This is a genomic window from Microbacterium sp. K27, from assembly GCF_004794435.1.
Lineage (GTDB): Bacteria > Actinomycetota > Actinomycetes > Actinomycetales > Microbacteriaceae > Microbacterium > Microbacterium maritypicum_A.
Map to the genome: position 1 here is coordinate 158137 of NZ_SSDK01000032.1, position 18836 is coordinate 176972.

General features: G+C 70.4%; 13 protein-coding genes. 1 reads left to right on the plus strand and 12 read right to left on the minus strand.

Annotation, left to right across the window (positions count from 1 at the left end; translation table 11 throughout):
- Positions 1–102: 102 nt before the first annotated feature.
- From menC to DW307_RS05270, 12 genes are all read right to left on the minus strand, one after another.
- Positions 103–1209 carry an o-succinylbenzoate synthase gene (menC, locus tag DW307_RS05215; protein WP_021199895.1) on the minus strand — a complete coding sequence of 369 codons (1107 nt, stop codon included), beginning with the start codon at positions 1207–1209 and terminating at the stop codon, positions 103–105.
- Positions 1206–2117, minus strand: a complete 912-nt coding sequence (locus tag DW307_RS05220; protein ID WP_205810386.1) for a GNAT family N-acetyltransferase — start codon at positions 2115–2117, stop codon at positions 1206–1208. The genes menC and DW307_RS05220 overlap by 4 nt, the downstream gene beginning before the upstream one ends.
- Positions 2114–3265 (minus strand): M20 family metallopeptidase, encoded by a 1152-nt coding sequence (locus tag DW307_RS05225; RefSeq protein WP_136024209.1) that lies wholly within the window; start codon positions 3263–3265, stop codon positions 2114–2116. Before DW307_RS05225 ends, DW307_RS05220 begins: the two co-directional genes overlap by 4 nt.
- Entirely contained in the window at positions 3265–6597 is a 3333-nt protein-coding gene (locus tag DW307_RS05230; RefSeq protein WP_136024210.1) for a serine hydrolase, read from the minus strand. The genes DW307_RS05225 and DW307_RS05230 overlap by 1 nt, the downstream gene beginning before the upstream one ends.
- Positions 6598–6615: 18 nt before the next feature.
- Positions 6616–7659, minus strand: coding sequence for an ABC transporter ATP-binding protein (locus DW307_RS05235; protein WP_136024211.1), 1044 nt, complete (start codon positions 7657–7659; stop codon positions 6616–6618).
- Positions 7656–9614 carry a dipeptide/oligopeptide/nickel ABC transporter permease/ATP-binding protein gene (locus tag DW307_RS05240; RefSeq protein WP_205810389.1) on the minus strand — a complete coding sequence of 653 codons (1959 nt, stop codon included), beginning with the start codon at positions 9612–9614 and terminating at the stop codon, positions 7656–7658. The genes DW307_RS05235 and DW307_RS05240 overlap by 4 nt, the downstream gene beginning before the upstream one ends.
- On the minus strand, positions 9614–10612 hold the full coding sequence (locus DW307_RS05245; protein WP_051668055.1) for an ABC transporter permease: 999 nt from the start codon (positions 10610–10612) through the stop codon (positions 9614–9616). Before DW307_RS05245 ends, DW307_RS05240 begins: the two co-directional genes overlap by 1 nt.
- Before the next feature lie 21 nt (positions 10613–10633).
- On the minus strand, positions 10634–12229 hold the full coding sequence (locus DW307_RS05250; RefSeq protein WP_136024213.1) for an ABC transporter substrate-binding protein: 1596 nt from the start codon (positions 12227–12229) through the stop codon (positions 10634–10636).
- Positions 12230–12306: 77 nt separating this feature from the next.
- On the minus strand, positions 12307–13224 hold the full coding sequence (locus DW307_RS05255; RefSeq protein WP_240750503.1) for a serine hydrolase: 918 nt from the start codon (positions 13222–13224) through the stop codon (positions 12307–12309).
- Positions 13221–14609, minus strand: a complete 1389-nt coding sequence (locus DW307_RS05260; RefSeq protein ID WP_136024214.1) for a serine hydrolase domain-containing protein — start codon at positions 14607–14609, stop codon at positions 13221–13223. Before DW307_RS05260 ends, DW307_RS05255 begins: the two co-directional genes overlap by 4 nt.
- Positions 14610–14751: 142 nt before the next feature.
- Positions 14752–16080 (minus strand): serine hydrolase domain-containing protein, encoded by a 1329-nt coding sequence (locus DW307_RS05265; RefSeq protein ID WP_136024215.1) that lies wholly within the window; start codon positions 16078–16080, stop codon positions 14752–14754.
- Positions 16077–17564 (minus strand): amidohydrolase family protein, encoded by a 1488-nt coding sequence (locus tag DW307_RS05270; RefSeq protein WP_136024216.1) that lies wholly within the window; start codon positions 17562–17564, stop codon positions 16077–16079. The genes DW307_RS05265 and DW307_RS05270 overlap by 4 nt, the downstream gene beginning before the upstream one ends.
- 180 nt (positions 17565–17744) lie before the next feature.
- Here DW307_RS05270 and DW307_RS05275 point away from each other — a divergent pair, with 180 nt between their 5' ends.
- Complete coding sequence (locus tag DW307_RS05275) at positions 17745–18758, plus strand: LacI family DNA-binding transcriptional regulator (RefSeq protein ID WP_136024217.1); 1014 nt, start codon at positions 17745–17747, stop codon at positions 18756–18758.
- Positions 18759–18836: the final 78 nt, after the last annotated feature.

The window sequence follows — 18836 nt, forward strand, 5'->3', positions numbered from 1 at the left end:
GGAGACCGCCGGTCGCGGAGCTGTGGGGCACGACGAAATCGTATCGACTCTTGGTCGATCTCGACAGGATCGTCGTGCCCGGCTCGGGCGGTCATCCTGTGCTCAGACGGCGATCCACTCGGTGCGGACCGTCACGGCGTCCAGCGCAGCCTGGTCCGGGGTGACACCGATCCCCGGGCCCGTCGGAACCGTGAGTGTGCCGTCTTCGACGACGAACGGCTCGGTGATGTCGCGGGAGTAGTAGCGGCCCGAACCCGAGGTGTCGCCGGGGAGCGTGAAGCCGGGCAGAGCCGCGAGAGCGACGTTCGCCGCACGGCCGATCCCGGTCTCGAGCATCCCGCCGCACCACACCGGGATGTCGTTGGCCACGCACACGTCGTGGATGCGACGCGCTTCGAGGTATCCGCCGACGCGGCCGGGCTTGATGTTCACGATCGAGCACGCGCCGAGGGCGATCGCATCCGCCGCCGCGCGGGCCGACACGATCGACTCGTCGAGGCACACCGGAGTCGTGATGGCCCGGGCGAGCTGCGCGTGGCCGAGCAGATCCTCCTCGTCGAGGGGCTGTTCGATCAGGAGCAGGTCGAACGGGTCGAGCTTGGCAAGATGCCGGGCGTCGCCGCGGTGGTATGCGGTGTTCGCGTCGACCTGCAGCAGCACGTCGTCGCCGAAGCGCTCCCGCACCGCGCGCACGGGGTCGATGTCCCATCCCGGTTCGATCTTCAGCTTGATGCGCACGTACCCCTCGTCGAGGTATCCGCCGACGGCGTCGAGCAACTCGGGAATGGAGTCCATGATGCCGACCGAGACACCGCAGTCGACCCGGTCGCGCACGGCACCGAGCTCGCGGGAGAGCGGCACTCCGGCCGCGCGCAGCTGCGCATCGAGGATCGCCAGCTCGACCGCGGCCTTCGACATGCGGTGCCCCTTGAACTTCGCCAGCGCCGGCGCGACGCCACCCGCGTCCAGATCCTTCACCTGCGCGAGCGCCGGAAGCAGGAATCGCGTGATCACATCCACGCTCGCCTCCACGTACTCGGAGGAGTACAACGGGTCGTTCATCGCGACCCCCTCGCCCCAGCCCTCCGCCTCGTCGGTGACCGCGCGGACCAGCAGCGCCTCGCGCACGGTCTGCACCCCGAACGACGTCCGGAACGGCGACACCAGGGGCATCTCGATCACGCGCAGCTCGAATCCGGTGAGCTTCATCCCTGTTCTCCTCTGTCGATGGTGTAGGCGCCGGAGCGGTCGAACGCGAGCACGCGACCTCCACCCTCCAGCGATGATCCGAGCGTCTCCCGCAGCGCCAGACGCCACGCGGTCGCGCGGGCGGGTTCGGTCAGACGCAGGGTCTCGATGTCGCGCGGCAACGCCACGCGCACCAGGCGCGCGTCGGTGCGATGACGGAGCGGCCCGAGATCCTCGCCCACGCTGAGCAGGGGCTCGACGTGCGCGGATCCGTCGGCGGATCCGTCGGTCAATCCCTCGTCGGGTCGGTCGGCGGAGACGGCGGGATCGCCGTGGCAGGCGGCCACGACCCGGGGGTCGCGCACATACCAGGTCACCAGCATCCGATCGGTGTCGTCCGCGCCGTTGAGGGCGTCGGCCATGTGTCCGTAGAAGTTGCGGTGATACGACGTCGGGCTCGCCGCGAGCTTCACGAGGTTGAAATGCGCGTTCCGGCTGATGAGCGGATCGAACGTCCAGGAGATCTCGTCCAGCCCCTCGTCGAGCGCCCATGCCCGCTGATGCACCTTGAGGGCGAAGCCGACGCTGCGGCCCCGCATGCGCGAAGAGACACCGGCGATGTGGCTGTGCAGGGCGCGCTGGCCGGGGGCGGCGAAGAACCCGAAGCACGCTCCCACCAGCTCGTCGTGCTCGAAGGCACCGCCCACGTAGCTGCCGGCCTTCGACAGCGCCCGCAGGGTCTCGACGTTGACGGGAGAGGCCTCGCCCTGCTTCGTCCAGATGCTCTGGAACAGCTCGGCGACCCGGGCGAAGTCGTCGACCTCCGAAAGCAGGCGGATATCCACTCCCGCTCTCCTGGCGGCGGCGCTCGCGGCATCGGCCGCCTCCTCCGGCGAAGCGCGGAACGCGGCGGCATCCGTCATGCTCATGCCCTTCCTCCGGCCCGTGCATCCCGATCGAGCGGTGTCTCCCGCTCGGCCAGGACGGTGGCGATCAGCTCCTGCAGCAGCAGGGTGCGTTCGGGGATCATCGCGATCACCACGTGCTCGTCATCGGCGTGCGCGCCACCGCCGACGGCACCGAGGCCGTCGAGCGTCGGCACGCCGAGCGCTGCGGTGAAGTTGCCGTCCGAGGCCCCGCCGACCGCGACGCCCTGGAACGGAGTGAGTCCGGTGCGCGCGGCGATCGCGACCGCCTGCGCGAACAGGTGCGCCGACGACTCCGGCTCCAGCGGACGTCGGTTCGCACCGCCCTCGATACGGACGGACGCACCCGGAATCGTCGGAGGGAGGTCGCGGAGCGCCGCATCCACCCTGTCCTGCTCCGCCACTGTGCGCACCCGTACGTCGACCGCGAACTCCGCCGCGGCCGGCACCGTGTTCGTGGTGCTGCCGGCGCGCACGAGCGTAGGGGTCACACTGGTCCCCGCCGCGCGGTCGCCGATATCGGCGATCGCGAGCAGCAGATGCGCGGCCTCGATGGCGGCGTTCACCCCGCGCTCCGGTTCCAGCCCGGCGTGAGCCGCCCGGCCGGTGACGTGCACCCGGTAGAGCGAGACGCCCTTGCGCGCGATCTTCACGGCGCCGCCCTCGGCCGCGGCCTCCAGCACGAAAGCCGCGGCACAGCCGAGCGCCTCCTGCTCGATCAGTGCGCGTGAGCTCGGCGAACCGAGTTCCTCGTCACCCGTGATCAGGATGCTGACGCCGGTGCGGTCGGGCAGCGCCGCCACGGCGTGCAATGCCATCACCACGCCGGTCTTCATGTCGAAGCATCCCGGCCCCCGCAGCACGCCGTCGTCGAGGCGGAACGGAAGTCTCCGCAGCGAGCCGAGCGGCCAGACCGTGTCGTGATGACCGAGGACCAGCACCGCCGGTTCGCCGAACCGCCACCGCAGATGCGTGCGCCCTTCGATCACGATGCGCTCGGGGGCCACGCCCAGCAGCCGCTCGCCGAGGGATGCGACGACATCGGCGCTGTGGGAGACGGCGTCGAGGTCGTCGGAGGGGGACTCGCAGGAGACGAGGGTCTCGATGTCGGCCAGGACCCGGTCGAGGTCCACGTCCGCCTGCACGCTCATCACGACACCTTCGGCGCCGCGCGGACGCCGTGGTGCAGGTAGCGCTCGCCGGTGGGCAGGGAGTAGAAGACCACAGCATGCCACCCCTGCTCGCCCTCCGGTCGCATCACGAACTCGCCGTGACGCACCGGGACCAGCGGGTGCTCCTGCACCGGATCGGGGAGGAGGGCGGCGAGGGGGCCGTTGAGCGTGGTGCGCATGCGGAGACCTTCGTCGCCGCGGAAGATCTCGGTGCGGACCCCGGAGCGGTCGTAGATGCCCTCGAACTCGGAGAAGTCGTCGGCGAACGGCTCCTCCGGAGGGGTGAGGCCCGCCGGCACGTGCACATCCGCGAGCTCAGAGAAGATCTCGTCGAACAGCTCGGCATACAGGTCATGCGTGTTGCCGCCGTTGGTGAGCATCGTCACCGCGAGCTGCTCGTCTGGCAGGATGCGCAGGAACGCGGCTTGGCCGATGGTGTTCCCGTCGTGTCCGTAGAGTCGGCGCCCGTCCCAGTCGAACAGGATCCACCCCACGCCCCAGGCGTCTCCGAGCGAGTACGGATCGGGCATGTCGACCTCCCGCTGCTGCATCCGTCGCACGCTCTCCTCCGACAGCACCCGCGTGCCGTCGGCGGCGAGTCCTCCCGTGAGGTGCATGCGCGCGAACGCGAGCACGTCGGCGGTCGTGGAGTTCACCAGTCCCGCGGGTCCCATCGCGCGGGGGAGCATCCACGCCGGGGCGAGGGTCGGTCCGTCATCACCCACTTCGGTGTGGCCGCTGGCGGCACGGAACATGATGGCCTCTTCGGGGAGCGTGCAGGAGTGCGTGAGACCGAGGGGCGTCATCAACAGGTCGCGCATCGCCTGGTCCCAGCTGGCACCCGTGATCTTCTCGATCACCCGACCGGCCAGCACGAATCCGGAGTTGCAGTACGACATCGTGGCACCGAGCGGGTGGTTCTGCGCGATGCCGTCGAGCAGCGCGACGTACTTCTCCAGGGTGTCGTCTCCGCGGCCGGTATCGGTGAACACGTCGCCGTCGATCCCGCTCGTGTGGTTGAGCAGGTGACGCATCGTCACGGTGCGGGTGACCTCGGGATCCGACGAGGCGAACTCCGGGACGTACTCCACGATCGGGGTGTCGAGGTCGAGCCTGCCCTCGTCGACGAGCTTCATCACCACCGAGGTGGTCCACACCTTGCTCATCGAGCCGATCTGGAACACCGAGTCGTCGGTGGTCTCGATCCCCGTGCGCACGTTGAGTATGCCGTGGTGCGCATACACGGGCTCTTCCCCGAGACGGAGGATGCCGAGGGTCGCCCCGGGAACCTTGTGCGCCTCGGCCAGGGCGCTCAGTCGCTGCTGCCAATGCCGGGCGTCGAGTCGTGCGCGCACCGGCTTCCCCGCTGGCGGGGCGTACTGCTCCACCCAATCGATCACCCGCTGCGAGAAGTCGGCGCGGTGCGACGGCGGCCCGGAGAGCACGAAGAGGTGCGAGCCACCGGGGTAGAGCACGAGACGGGTCGGCACCCCGCGCTCGCGCAGCGCCGTGAACCACTGCTCCGCCTGACCCACCGGGCAGCGGTCGTCGGCTGCGCCGTGCAGGATCAGCGTCGGCGTCTTCACCTGATCGACCCGCGTGAACGGCGACTGCGCGGAGATGCGCTCCTCGTCGCGCCACGGCAGACCGCCGTTCTCCTTGGAGGAGAGGTAGTGGCCGAAGTCCGACGTGCCGCCCATCGAGAACAGGTCGGTGACGACGCCACCGGCGACAGCGGCGGCGAAGCGGTCATCGCGCGAGGTGAGGAAGCACGTCATGAAGCCGCCGTAGCTGTAGCCCGTGACGGCGAGGCGCGCCGGATCCGCGACGCCTTCCGCCACGAGAGCGTCGATCGGCTCCAGGAAGTCGTTCGCGTCGTTGACTCCCCAGCCGCCGGATACCGCCGAGAAGAACGCGTCGCCGTAGCCGTCGCTTCCTCGGGGGTTGAGGGTCAGGACCGCCCAGCCGCGTCGCGTGAGCACCTGGTGATAAGGGTGGGCGATGTCCGCTGCCCCGTTCCAGGCGTTGTGCGGCCCGCCGTGGATGTCGAGCAGGAGCGGGAGCGGGCCAGCGGCGTCGGGGTCGCGGCGCAGCCAGCCGGTGACGACCGTACCGTCGGAGATCGTGAATCGGCGCTCCTCCGCGGGCACGAGCTCGAACTCGGGAGTGCCGTAGTCGGTGAGGGTGCGCGCCGTGCCGTCGGAGAGGTCCAGGAGCGCGACATCGCCGAACGACTCCGGTGTGGCGAGCACGATCGCGGCGGACGATCCTGCGACCGACAGCCCCGAGACGTTCGCGGTGCCGTTCACGAGAGGCGCGGCACCGGAGCCGTCCTGCGCGACCCGGTACACGTGCGAGTAGCCGTTGTCGCGAAGGCAGAACACGATGTCGCCGTCCTCCGTGAACTGCGGCATGCCGCCGGGGTAGCCCGGACCACCGGGCATCACGTTGCGGTCGAGGCCGGCGGTGAGGTTCCGCGGGTCTCCGCCGTCGACGGGGAACAGCAGCAGGTCCGCGTTGCCGACCTCGGTGTCGGTGCGTCCGGCCGCGAGCACGTGGCGACCGTCGGGGGTCCAGCCCACCGCCGTCGCCTGCACGTCGGCGGCGCTGACCTGCACCGGGGGGCTGTTCGGGTCGGTGGATGAGCACACGAGCACGGGGATCCGCATCGTCAGGTCCGCATCGTCCTCGACGCTCGCGGAGTAGGCGATGCGGGTGCCGTCCGGCGACCAGAAGGGCTCGGAGGCGTGCGAGCGTCCACGCGTGAGCACGGTGATCTTCCCGGAGGCGACGTCGAGCACGTGCAGCTGCTGCACGAGCGTGCCGAGGGTTCCGGCGCCATCCGCCTTGTAGCCGAGACGGTCGGTGCCGGTGGGAGCCGAACGACGGGCCAGGATGGTGTCCTTGCCCTCTCCGGGGAGGGCCGCGCTGTCGACCGGGGCGGTGAAGGCGATGCGTGCACCATCCGGACTCCAGGCCGCGGCGCCGGCGCCGAGAGGGAGAGCGGTCAGGCTGCGGGCCTCGCCGCCGCCTGCAGGGAGGACCCAGAGCTGCGCGGGGCCGTCCTGCGCGCGCAGGAACGCCAGCTGCGAGCCGTCCGGGCTCCATACCGGCGTCGAGTCCGCCGTCGCGTAGGTCAGCGCGGAGGGGGTTCCGCCCGCGGCCGGAACCTGCCACAGCGCCCGTGCGTCGCGGTCGCCGTCGCGGTCGGTGGTCCGCAGCACGAAGGCGATGCGGGTGCCGTCCGGAGACAGCGCGGGCTGCTCGGGCGTGCGGACGGAGAGCAGGTCGTCGACGGTGACGCGGTTCATGAGAGCTCCAATCGATGGTCAGTCCACTGTGTCCGCTGAGAGCGGGGACCGTGTTGTGGTCGCGGCCGAAACCAGGGGGATGCTTTGGGAGGTGGGCACAGTCCCGAGCGCGGCGTCGGCAGGCGTCCCCGCGAAATGACAGGCAGCGCCCGCCGTGCCCGCGGGCAGCGGAGGCTCCGCGATGACGCAGATCTGACGGTCGGGTCGTGCGGCCGGGCCGATCGGACACCGCGGGTGGAAGCGGCATCCGCTGGGCGGCGCGTGCGGATCGGCCGGCTCGACATCGATCGGTGCGAGCGGATCGACCGCGAGCAGGTTCCCGTGCCGGGTGGGCGCCGCCTGCAGCAGATCCCGCGTGTACGGGTGCTGCGGGTCGGCGAGCACCTGCTCGGTGGGCCCGAACTCGACGATGCGCCCGAGGTACATCACCGCGATGTAGTCGCTCAGGTAGCGCACGACAGACAGATTGTGCGAGATGAACAGCATCGTGAGGTCGAGCTCGCCACGCAGCTCCCGCACGAGGTTGAGCACGGAGCCCTGCACCGACACGTCGAGTGCTGAGGTGATCTCGTCGGCGATCACGACCTCGGGCCGGGCGGCGAGCGCCCTGGCCAGGGCGATGCGCTGACGCTGTCCGCCCGAGAGCGCGGCAGGGAGCGACTGCGCGCGGTCGGCGTCGAGGCTCACGAGGTCGAGCAGACGGGCGACCTCGGTGCGCCGGGCGTTCGCACCGCGGATGTCACGCGGCAGCGCCTCGGCGATCGACTCGCCGATCGTCATGCGCGGATCGAGTGAGGAGAACGGATCCTGGAACACCATCTGGATCGGGCGACGACGACGGAAGGTCCGCACGTCCACGCCGTCGAGCGTGATGGTCCCCTCGCTGATCGGGGCCAGCCCGATCGCCGCGCGGGCCAGGGTCGACTTTCCGGATCCCGACTCGCCGACGAGTCCGACGACGGATCCGGACGGGACCACGAGCGAGACGTCGTCGACGGCGGTGAGGCCGGAACGATGCGTGCCGTAGCGCACGCTGACCTGATCGAAACGCAGCTCGCTCATCGCAGGACCGTCTCTTCCTCTTCTGCGGTCGTCTCGTCGGCGACCGTGGCGATCGCCACCGGGACCGGGGCCTCGCCGTCCACCGGGTGCCAGCACGCGACGCGGTGTCCATCGGCATCCGCCACCAGCTCGGGATCGCTCTCGCGGCAGAGATCGGTCGCGAGAGGACAGCGGGCGGCGAACGCGCAGCCGACCGGGAATGCCCCGGGAGCCGGGGGACGGCCGGGGATCATCTTGAGCGGCTCGCTGCGGTCGGCGTCGAGCTCGGGAACGACCTCGAGCAGGGCTCGCGTGTACGGGTGCCGGGCGTCGGTGTGCAGCGTGGCCGCAGGCAGGTCCTCGACGATGCGGCCCGCGTACATGACCAGCACTCGGTCGCAGGTCTGGGCGACCACGGCGATGTCGTGGCTGATCAGCAGGATGGCCGCATCGGTGTCGCGGCGCACGCCCGCCAACAGCTGGAGCACCTGCCGCTGCACGGTCACGTCGAGCGCTGTCGTCGGCTCATCCGCGATGATCAGACGCGGGTGGTTCATGAGTCCCATGGCGATCATGGCGCGCTGTCGCATGCCGCCGGAGAACTCGTGGGGGTACTGGTGGGCGCGTCGGGTGGCCGCGGGCACCCGGACCGACTGCAGGCGTTCGATCGCCCGATCCATGGCCTGCTTCCGGGTGATGTCCTGGTGCTCGGAGGCGGCCTCGGCGAGCTGCGATCCGATGCGCCTGGTCGGATTGAACGAGGTCATCGGGTCCTGGAACACCATCGAGAGCGAGGTGCCGAGCAGGCTCCGCACCGCGCGGTCCGATGTGGTCATCAACGGCGTGCCGCAGAAGTCGAGGCGGTCGGCGGCGACATGACCCGGGCGTTCGATGAGGCGGGCGGCCGCGAGCGCGGTGAGGCTCTTGCCCGAGCCGGATTCGCCGACGACACCGATCGCCTCACCGCGCGAGATCGTGAACGAGACGCCGCGCACCGGGGTGACCCAGCCGGCCGGCGTCGGGAAGGAGACGCGCAGGTCGTCGACGAGGAGCACCACTTCTTCACCGTCGACCTGCGCGGGCTGGGCGGCGCCGGGCGTGCTCGCGCCGGGGAGCGCGACGGCGGGGAGACGGTGCCGGCGCCTGGCGGATCGTCCGCCGAGGGCTGCGGCCGCGGTCTCGCCCAGGAGATTGAACGCGAGTCCCGCGATGACGACCGCCACGGCGGGGCCGAGGGCGGCCGCCGGGTTCAGGTAGATGCGGTTCAGGCCCTCGCCGAGCAGCCGGCCCCAGTCGTATTCGGGCACCTGCACGCCGAGGCCGAGGAACGACAGCCCGGCGAAGGCGAGCAGCGCCGAGCCGGCCGCCACTGTCGCGTTCACGATGAGCGGTTCGCCGATGTTCGGCAGGACGTGGCGGATCAGGATGCGGAAGCGCGAGACGCCGGCGACCTGGGCGGCGGAGATGAAGTCGCGGCCCGCGATCGCGGCCGACAGGGTCTGCGTGAGTCGGGCGAACTGCGGAGCCATCGCGAATCCGATCGCAAGCACGGCGCCCGTGGAGCCGACGCCGAAGATGACCGCGAAGAACAGGGCGAGCAGGAGGCCGGGAAAGGCGACCGCGATGTTGACGAACCCGACGATCGGGCGTCCGAGCCACCGGGGGAGCACCGACGGCGCCGTGCCGAGGAGGGTGCCGGCGACCACCCCGATGATCACGGCGATCACCGCGAGCACCACGGAGAGCCGGGTCGCGACCAGGACACGGGCGAGCACGTCGCGTCCGAGGGTGTCGGTGCCCAGCAGGTGCTCGGCGCTGGGGCCCTGGGTGATGGCGGCCGGATTCACCTGCTCGGCCTGCGCACCCCAGATGATCGGGGCGAAGATCGCGCCGAGGGTGACGAGGAGCATCAGGCTGAGAGCCGTGATCCCGAGGGGTGAACGGACGATGCCCGACCAGGCGGTGCGTGCCGACATCATGCCTCCCTGATGGTGGAGCGAGGATCGAGGAGCGCGAGGATCACGTCGATCACGAGGTTCACGACGAGCACCCCGACCCCGTAGACGAGCACGATGCCCTGCACGACGGAGTAATCCTTGCTGAGGATCGATTGCACGATCATGGTGCCCAGGCCCGGCCAGGCGAAGACGTTCTCCACGAGCACGGTGCCGGCGACCATGCCGGTCAGGAGCAGGCCGGTGAGGGTGAGGGTCGCGGTCATGGCGTTCGGCAGCGCGTGGCGCGAGTAGATGCGGTGCGGGGCCAGACGTTTCGCCCGTGCGGTGCGGATGAAGTCTTGACCGAGCACCGAGAGCACCTCGACCCGGATGATGCGGGAGAACACGGCGATCGGTCCGACCGCGAGCGCCACCACGGGCAGCACGAGCGAGAACGGCGCGGTGTTGCCCGCCACCGGGAACCAGCCCAGCGACACCGCGAAGACGTAGACGAGACCGACGGCGAGCAGGAACTCGGGAATCGCGGCCAGGATGACCGATCCGGTCGCGAAGGCGAGTTCGAGGCCACGTCGCCGCCCGCCGCGGGTGGCGACGGCCATCGTCACCCCGAGGGGGACCGAGACCAGGAGCACGAGCACGACAGCGAGCACGGCGAGCTGCAGCGTGGCGGGGAGCCGGGTGGCGATGATCTCGGAGACCGGCTGACTGGTGATCATCGAGGAGCCCATGTCGCCCGTGAACAGGCCCCCGATGTAGCGGAAGTACTGCACGATGAGCGGCTGGTCGAGGCCGAGCGCCGCGCGTCGGGCCTCGACCAGCTCGGCCGGGGCGTTCAGCCCGAGGGCAGCGCGCACCGGGTCGCCCGGCACGAGGTGGATCATGAGGAAGGCAGCCGTGACCAGCACCCACACCGAGAGCACGAACTGCCCTCCGCGCCGGACCAGGAAGGACACCCACGGGTTGTCCGACCGTGCGGATCTGATCAGTATCGCCTGCGTGGCGGTGGTGCTGGCCATCGGCTGTCTCCGGTCTTCGGTCTACTCGTACATGCGGATCGACGTGGGGTCGATGCCGTCGCCCTCGGTGAACGTCGATTTGGTCGCGAAGGTCGAGCGGTTGATGTTCGCGTACGGCACGACGCTGGTCGTCGCGTACAGGGCCTGTTCCGCAGCGCCCCAGTCGTCGCATCCTTCGCTGCCGGCCTTGGCGGATGCCGCGGTGACGGCGTCGGTGTACTCCGGGTTGTCGATGGAGGCGAAGTTGGTGCCGTTGGGCGGTGTCGGACCGGAGTAGAACGGCACGAGCATGCTGGGCAGCGAGACCGTGAGCGGTGCGGCCGAGATGTCCCAGTCGCCGGTGGAGAACAGGGTCTCGCTCAGCGTCGGGGAGTCCACGGCGGCGACGGTGATGTCGACTCCGAGATCCTTCCACGCGGCCTGGGCGAGCTCCGCCGACGCGTTGCCGGCGTCGCCGAGCTGCGAGGAGTAGATCATGCGCAGCGTCAGCGTCTCCCCGTCCTTGGTGCGCACCCCGTCGCTGCCGGCCTTCCAGCCGGCGCTGTCGAGGGCGGCGGCGGCGGCCTTCGCATCGAACTCCGGCATGAAGCCCGTGAGCACGTCGGCGCGGCAGGGATTCGGCGACACGGTCACGAGACCCGTCGGAACGGTGCCGGCGCCGCTGCCGAGCACCTGGCGCATCTGGTCGAGGTCGAGGGCTTCGATCAGCGCTTCGCGCACGGCCTGATCAGCCGTGGGGCGTCCCTCCGCCTGATTGAAGATGAACTGCCCCGCCGGAGTCGGGATCTCGGTGTGGAACAGGCCCGCGTCCTTCAGACGCTGGTTGTCGGGGCCGATCACGAGAGCGGCGTTGACCTCACCGGAGAGCAGCAGGTTGGTGGCGGTCGTCTCGTTCGGGACCACCCGGAACACCACCGCGTCGGGGAGACCCTTCTGCTTCGGGTCCCAGTCGTCGGGTCCCCAGGTGAAGTCGTCGCGGCGGGTCAGCGTGTACTGGCTGTTCGGCACGACCTCGGTCATGGTGAACATCCCGGTCGCGCCGGCGCCCTTCGCGAGCGCATCCGGGTCGTCGATCACCGAGCCGCAGACGATGGAGATGCTCCCGATGTTCTCGATCAGGAACGAGTCCGGTCGTCCGCTGGTGACCGTCACGGTGCCGGTGGCGTCGTCACCCACGGCACTGGTGCCCGGCTGCACCTGCAGCCCGACCAGAGGAGAGCCGTTGGCGGGGTCGCCGATGTGGGTGATGTTCGCGGCCACATCGGTCGCCGTCAGCGGGGTGCCGTCTTCACAGGTGATGCCGTCGCGCAGCGTGAAGGTCGCCGTGGTCGTGTCCGCCTCCCAGGAGTCGGCGAGGCCTGAGGCGATGCTGCCGTCCTCCAGCACTTCCACGAGCCGTGCGTAGAGGAAACGGTCGATGGATCGCGCCACCGACATCACGGTGACGAACGGATCGAGACTGCCCGGATCGGTGGAGATCACCGAGGTGAAGGTCTTGCCGTCGGCGAGCACGCCGTCGGTGCCGTCGCCTCCGCTCGGTGGGGCGCCCGCGGCGCAGGATGTCAGGGCGAGCGCCGCAGCGCCGAGCAGCGCGATCAGCGGGGTACGAGAACGCATCAGAAGCCTCCAGCAGTGTTCGGGATGGTGCAGGTGGGTCGTGCAGGGGGAGTGCGGTGGTGCAGGGGGAGTGCGGATCAGACGGTCTGTGTGCGCAGGGCCTCGACGGCGGCGAAGGCGGCACGGCCGATCGAGGCGTCGACGAGCGGCTGCCGGTCGGCGAGCGAGGCGGCCCGGGTGAACACGGCCACCGCGTACCGACGGCCGTCGGGATAGGTCACGACGCCGGCCTCGTTGCGCCAGGTGGGCAGCGTGCCGGTCTTCGCGGCGATGCGCACCTCGCCGGGGAATCCGGCGGTCAGCCGATGCGGCCAGATCTGCAGCGCCATGATGTCGCGCGCCTGACGGCAGGCCTCGGCCGCGGCTGCGGTGTCGGTCCACAGGGCGTTCAGCAGTGTGGTGACATCCCGCGGCGTGGAGTGCGAGGTCCGCAGCGGCTGCACGGCGTCGAGCGCGAGGATCTGCTCTGCGGTCGCGCCGGTGAACAGCTCGTCCAGGTGGCTGTCCGGGGTACCGCCGAGGTCGGCGATCACCGAGGCGAACAGGTCTTCGCAGCATCCGATGAGTCGGGTGTCCGCCAACCCCAGGTCGGCGATGACCCGGTCCACCGCCTCGGTTCCGAGGCGGTGGTAGATCACGTCGGTGGCCGCGTTGTCGCTCATCGACATCATGTTCAGCGCCAGGTCGCGCCAACTGGCCTCGACGTCGTCCGCGAAGCCGGCGGTGCCCACGCCGCCGATCCGGTAGCGCGCCGTCACGGTCGTGCGGGCCGTCGGGTCGAGCTCGCCCGCGGCGACCGCCCGCACGTAGGCGGTGAGCACCAGGATCTTGAAGACCGAGGCGAGCACCACCGGATCGTCGGCGCCGACGGTCACCTCGGGACCGTCGGCCACGCCGATCTCCCGCGCGTGCAGGAAGCCCATGGCTCCCGCGCCGGCGAAGATCTCGGCGATCTGCGCCGACGTCTCGGATGCCGGGCTCGTCGTGATGGTCACGCGTCCACCCGGCGATCGGCGCGTCCGGTGTGCAGGTACAGCGCGCGGCCGCTGCCGTCGTCGCCGACGAACGCATGCGGCATGTGCATGCCGTTCTGCGGTTCGCGAGGGAGCAGGGTGTCGCCGGCCCAGCCGACGAGCTCCACCGGTTCGGGAGCCGGACCCAGCTCGGCGAAGATGCCCTTCATGGTGCGCTCCAGCCAGATGCGACCCTGGTCGTCGACGCGCACCGTCGAGTCGGAGACCGACGACGAGTAGGTGCCCAGCACCCGTTCGAGGTCGATCGGCACCGGTGACTCCGGAACCGAGGGGAGCGCGGGTACGGTGACCCCGGCGAGAGCCGCCAGCACCTTCGATGTGATCGCGTGATAGGCGTCGACCGTGCGCCCGCCGTTCGTGAGCACGGCCACCGCGACCCCCGCGCCAGGGACCATCCGCAGGAACGCGTTCTGTCCGATCGTGCCGCCGTCGTGCCCGATCACGGGTCCGCCGTCCCAGTCGAAGATCTCCCAGCCGAGGCCCCAGGCATCGCCCATCAGGCCGAGCTCCGGCAGATCGACCTGTCGCTCCTGCATCGCTCGCACGCTCTGCTCCGAGAGCACCCGCGTGCCGTCGGCGGAGACCCCGCCGTCGAGGTGCATGCGGGCGTAGGTCACGAGGTCGCGTGCCGTCATGGCGAGCATCGATCCGGCCGGGGCGTTCGAGCGCACCAGGCTCCACACCGGCGCGGGGACCGGCTCATCGCCGCTCTCGGCGGGGATGTGCCCGAGCGCTGCACGGAACATGATCGCCTCGGCGGCCGTCGTGGCCACGTGCGTGAGGCCCAGCGGGGCGGCGAGATGCGTGCGCAGCGCCTGGTCGTACGACGTGCCGCGCAGCACCTCGACGATGCGGCCGAGCACCACGAATGCGGCGTTGTTGTACGAGAAGCGCTCGCCGGGGGCGAAGAGCTGCGGAGCGTCGGCGATCGTCGTGAGATACTTCTCGACCGCGTCATCGCCGACACCCGTGTCGTTGAAGAGGTCGCCCTCGAACCCGCTCACGTGGCTCAGCAGCTGGCGGGGGGTGATCGCGCTCGCCGCCGCGTCATCGCCGATCGCGAACGCGGGCACGGTGTCGCGCACCGGGGCATCGAGGTCGAGCAGACCCTCGTCGACGAGCTGCATGATGAGCGTCGCGGTCCACGTCTTCGTGATCGAGCCGATCTGGAAGACCGAGTCCTCGTCGGCTTCGACGCCGGTGTTGCGGTTGAGGATCCCGGCTGCGGTGGTGAAGATCTCGCCACCGGCCAGGATCGCGACGGATGCCGCGGGAATGTGCGCGTCGGCCAGCATCGTGGGAAGGTTCTCCCGCACCCAGCTGCCGATTTCGTTCAGGTCGGACACGTGCGCTCCTCTTCGTCGAGTGGGGCCGTCGTCTTCGGGCGACGGCGATGGGGCCGAGACTATTCGCGTGCTCCATCGCCTCGTTGGTGCCCGGCGACGAGACTTCCCCAGACCTTGGTGCGCCCGGACGAAGGATCGGCGGTCAGCGGCGTCGCACGGCGCGCATGCCCACGTGGAGCAGCTCGGGACCACCCTCAGCCGCGTCGAGCACGCGCCCGACGGGCTGATCGGCGTCGGTGATGAGGGCGCCGTCGGCGCGCACGCGCAGCCGCAGCGGCGGGCGGGCCGGGATGCCGAGGGCGGCGATGTCCTCACGCAGCACCATCGCGAACTCGAGCGCATCGCCGACACGGGTGACGTCGTAGCGCCACTGCCCGGCGTCGTAGGTGCCGACCATCTCCTCGAGCAGCTCCACCGCGTGCAGCTCTGCCGTCTCGGGGGGCTTCTCGATGCCGCGAAGCCGTGCGAAGCACCAGTCGACGAGCTGCGCCCCGAGCGCCTTGCCGCTGCCGCTGTTGGTCAGCACGGTGACGGCCAGGTCCTCCTCCGGAGCCATCACGAACTCGCTCAGCTGCGTGTCGGAGATGTTCCCCCCGTGCATCACGACGCGAGCCGAACCGTGTCGGCTGAGTAGCCAGGGCAGACCGATCGCGTCGATGGGCGGACCGGCGGCGAGGTGGGGCTGCTGCATCAGGAGCCGGGTCGCGTCGCCCACGGGTGGCGTGCCCTCGGACTCGCCGCGCATCTGGAAACGGGCGTAGGTGAGCTGATCGCGCACCGACGACACGATGCCGCCCTCGGCCGCGATGTCGCGAGTCAAGGGCCAGTGCGGGAACGTCGCCATCGCTCCGTTCTCGCCGGGGACGTGCCCCACGGCATGGGGGCGAGCGATCACGTCCCACGGGAAGAAGAACGTCTCCGTCATGCCCAGCGGATCGAGGACGACGCGCTGCACCGCCTGCTCGAACGTCTCATCCGTGATCGTCTCGATCACGCGACCCAGCAGCCGGATGCCGGCGTTGCTGTACGAGGCGATGGTACCGGGCGCGAAGAACTGCGGAAGATCGGAGAAGGTGGCCACGTTGCGGGCGAGGGCGTCGTCATCCCACCCTGGCCGATCATCCGCGTCACCCAGGAACCCTCCGGAATGCGTGAGGAGGTGCCGGATGCGCAGCGCCGCGAGGGCCTCCCCGTCGGCGAGACGAAAGTCGGGGAGCACGTCGACCACGCGTGTGTCCAGGTCGAGTGCGCCGTTCTCGACCAGGTGCATCGCGACGGTTCCCGTGAAGGTCTTCGAGGTCGAGCCGACCTGGAACAGGGTGCTCTCCGTCACCGCCGCGCCGGTGTCGACCGCGGCGACGCCGGTCGTCGCGATGAGCTCCCGATCCCCGTCGATCACACCGACCACCGCGCCGGGGACGCCCAGGTCTGCGGCGGTGGCGTCCAAGAACTCCTGCAGGTCGTCGTTCACGCGGCATCCCCTCGTACGGCGCGGCCCGGCAGGGCTGCGGTCGCGATCTCTCCTTCGTGCACGACGCGAGTGCCGTGCACGTAGAGCTCCCGGACGCCCCGCGACGGTCGGATCGGGTCGGCGTAGCTCGCCCTGTCGGTCAGCGTCGTCGGGTCGATCACCACGATGTCGGCATCCGCGCCGACCGCCAGATGTCCCTTGCCCCGCATGCCGGACGAGACCTCGTCCAGGACCCGCGCGGGGAGGAACGAGCAGCGGCGGAAGGCCTCGAGCCAGCTCCACGTGCCGCTCTCGAGAACCATGAGCCGCAACGACTTCGCGAAGGTGCCCGCGGTGCGCGGATGAGTGTGGCCGCCCGCGGGGAGCGGCCAGTCGCGCTGTTCGTACACGGTGCGTCCGCCGCTCGCGTTCCACGAGATCGGCATCGCATCGCTGGCCACGATCGAATCCGGGTAGGCCAGGGCGCGGTGCAGGTGTGCGCGGTCGAACGGGTCGCCCTCGTCGAGGAACGCGACGATGCAGGTGGCGCCGGGGTCCGTCGCGCGTACCTCGCGCAGGCGGGCCTCATCGGCGATGCGCTCGCCGGTGTCGACGAGCACGAGAGACCGTGGAGTGATGCCGAGGCCTGGGAGCTTCTCCGGCGCCAGGAAGAAGGCGCCGATCGCCGTGCTGCCGGCCCCGTAGGGGTACGCCTCGACGGTGACGCGGGATCCGGCGGCGCGGCTGCGGTCGAGCAGGCCCAGCACGCGGTCGACGTGGCGCAGCGAGGTGCTGTTCACATGGCAGTGGTGCATCGCGGCCCCGGTCTCGGCAGCGGCGCGCACGAGCTCTTCCGAGCCGTCGATCGGCGTGCGGGGGTCGGCTTCGATCAGCTCCCGCACGTGCGTGAAGGTCGGGGCGTGCGCTGCGGCGGCCAGACGTGCGAGGTCGAGATATTCGTCGGGATCGGACCGTGGTGCGTATCCCATGAGAACGCCGATGCCGAGAGCCCCCGCCCCCAGCTCGTCTTCGAGCAGACCGAGCCAGCGGCGGCGTTCCGCGGGGGAGGAGGAGCGCTGCCACTCGGGCGTGCCGAGCAGATCCATCGACGCGGTGAAGTCGGCGACGGGCACCCGGTCGAGGTGCGCGTATGCCCGTGCCTGCGACCAGGAGGCCGAGAACCCGTAGTTCAGGGGGCGCCCGTCGGCCGCGGCGCGCGCGAGAGCGTCGGCGATCGGCATGAGCCCTGCTTCGAGGTCGAGGGCGGTGGTGACACCGTCCATCGCCTGCAGCCGGTGCCCCGCGATCGAGTGCACGTGGCTGTGCAGGTCGACGAAACCCGGCCCGATGATGAGGCCGGCGGCATCGACGACCTCGCCATCGGGTGGCGCCGTGAGCCCGTCGCCGACCGCCGCCACGCGCCCGCCCGCGATCAGCAGATCGGTGATCCGGTCGGTCTCCGTCTTCGGGTCGATCACGCGCCCGCCGCGCAGCAGAGTGTCCACGTCGTCACCATGCCATGCGGGCCGGAGCGGATCCGGTGCCGCCCGACGAAACCGGGGGGTCGTTCCGGTGCCCGGGCACAAGCCGTTCGGCGACGGTCCCGCCGTCGAGAGGTGCACGCGCCGGCGTCGACCGACATAATGTAGTGGGGATGTGACCGTGCACACGCAAGGAGGCAAGTGATGTCCACCGCCTCCGAGCGCGCCCGCCTGCCGAGTATCCGCGACGTCGCGCGACTGGCCGGGGTCTCGCATCAGACGGTCTCCCGGGTGCTCAACGATCATCCGAGCATCCGGCCCGAGACGAAGGCCAAGGTGCTCGATGCCATCTCGGTCCTCGACTACCGGCCGAACCTCGCCGCGCGCGCCCTGGTCACCAGCAAGTCGAACATGCTGGGGATCCTGTCCGCGACGATCGGCGAGTTCGGACCCACCTCGTCCATCGCCGGCATCGAGGATGCGGCGCGGGAGGAGGGCTATTCGGTCTCGACCCTGAACCTCGCCGACACGACACCGGAGGCGATCGGCCATGCGGTGCGGCAGCTGTCGCGTGAGCAGGCCGACGGCATCGTGGTGCTCGCTCCGCAGGTGCGGGTGTTCCATGTGCTGCGCGGCATGTCGGTCGACATGCCGTTCGTGACCCTGCAGACGGCGTCCGGATCCGATGGAGTGAGTCTGTCCGCCGACCAGGTCGCGGGTGCCAAAGCGGCGACCGAGCACCTGATCTCGCTCGGTCACAGCGACATCCTGCACCTGGCCGGCCCCCAGGACTGGATCGAGGCGGAGTCGCGGATGCGCGGCTATCTCGACGGTCTGCGCGAGGCCGATCTGCCGACGTTCCCGCCGATCCGCGGCGACTGGACGGCCGACTTCGGTTACTTCGCCGGCAAGGAGCTGTCGCTCCGGCGTGACTTCACTGCGGTGTTCGCCGCGAACGATCTGATGGCGATCGGGCTGATGCACGGTTTCCGTGATTCCGGTGTGCGGGTGCCGCACGATGTGAGCGTCATCGGCTTCGACGACATCCCGGTCGCGGCGCACGTTGCTCCCACGCTCAGCACCGTGCACCAGGACTTCCCCGAGCTCGGTCGTCGAGCAGTGCGCATCCTGCTCGCGCAGATCCGGGGGGAGCAGCCGCCGGCGTTCGGGCCGCTGCAGACGATCCTGCGCGCGCGCGAGTCCGCCGTGATCCGCTGACGCGTTCCGTGCAGCGCTGGCGCGCCGCTCGAATTCATCGAATCCTTTCGATCCGTGCCGTCGCGTGGTGGATCGAGA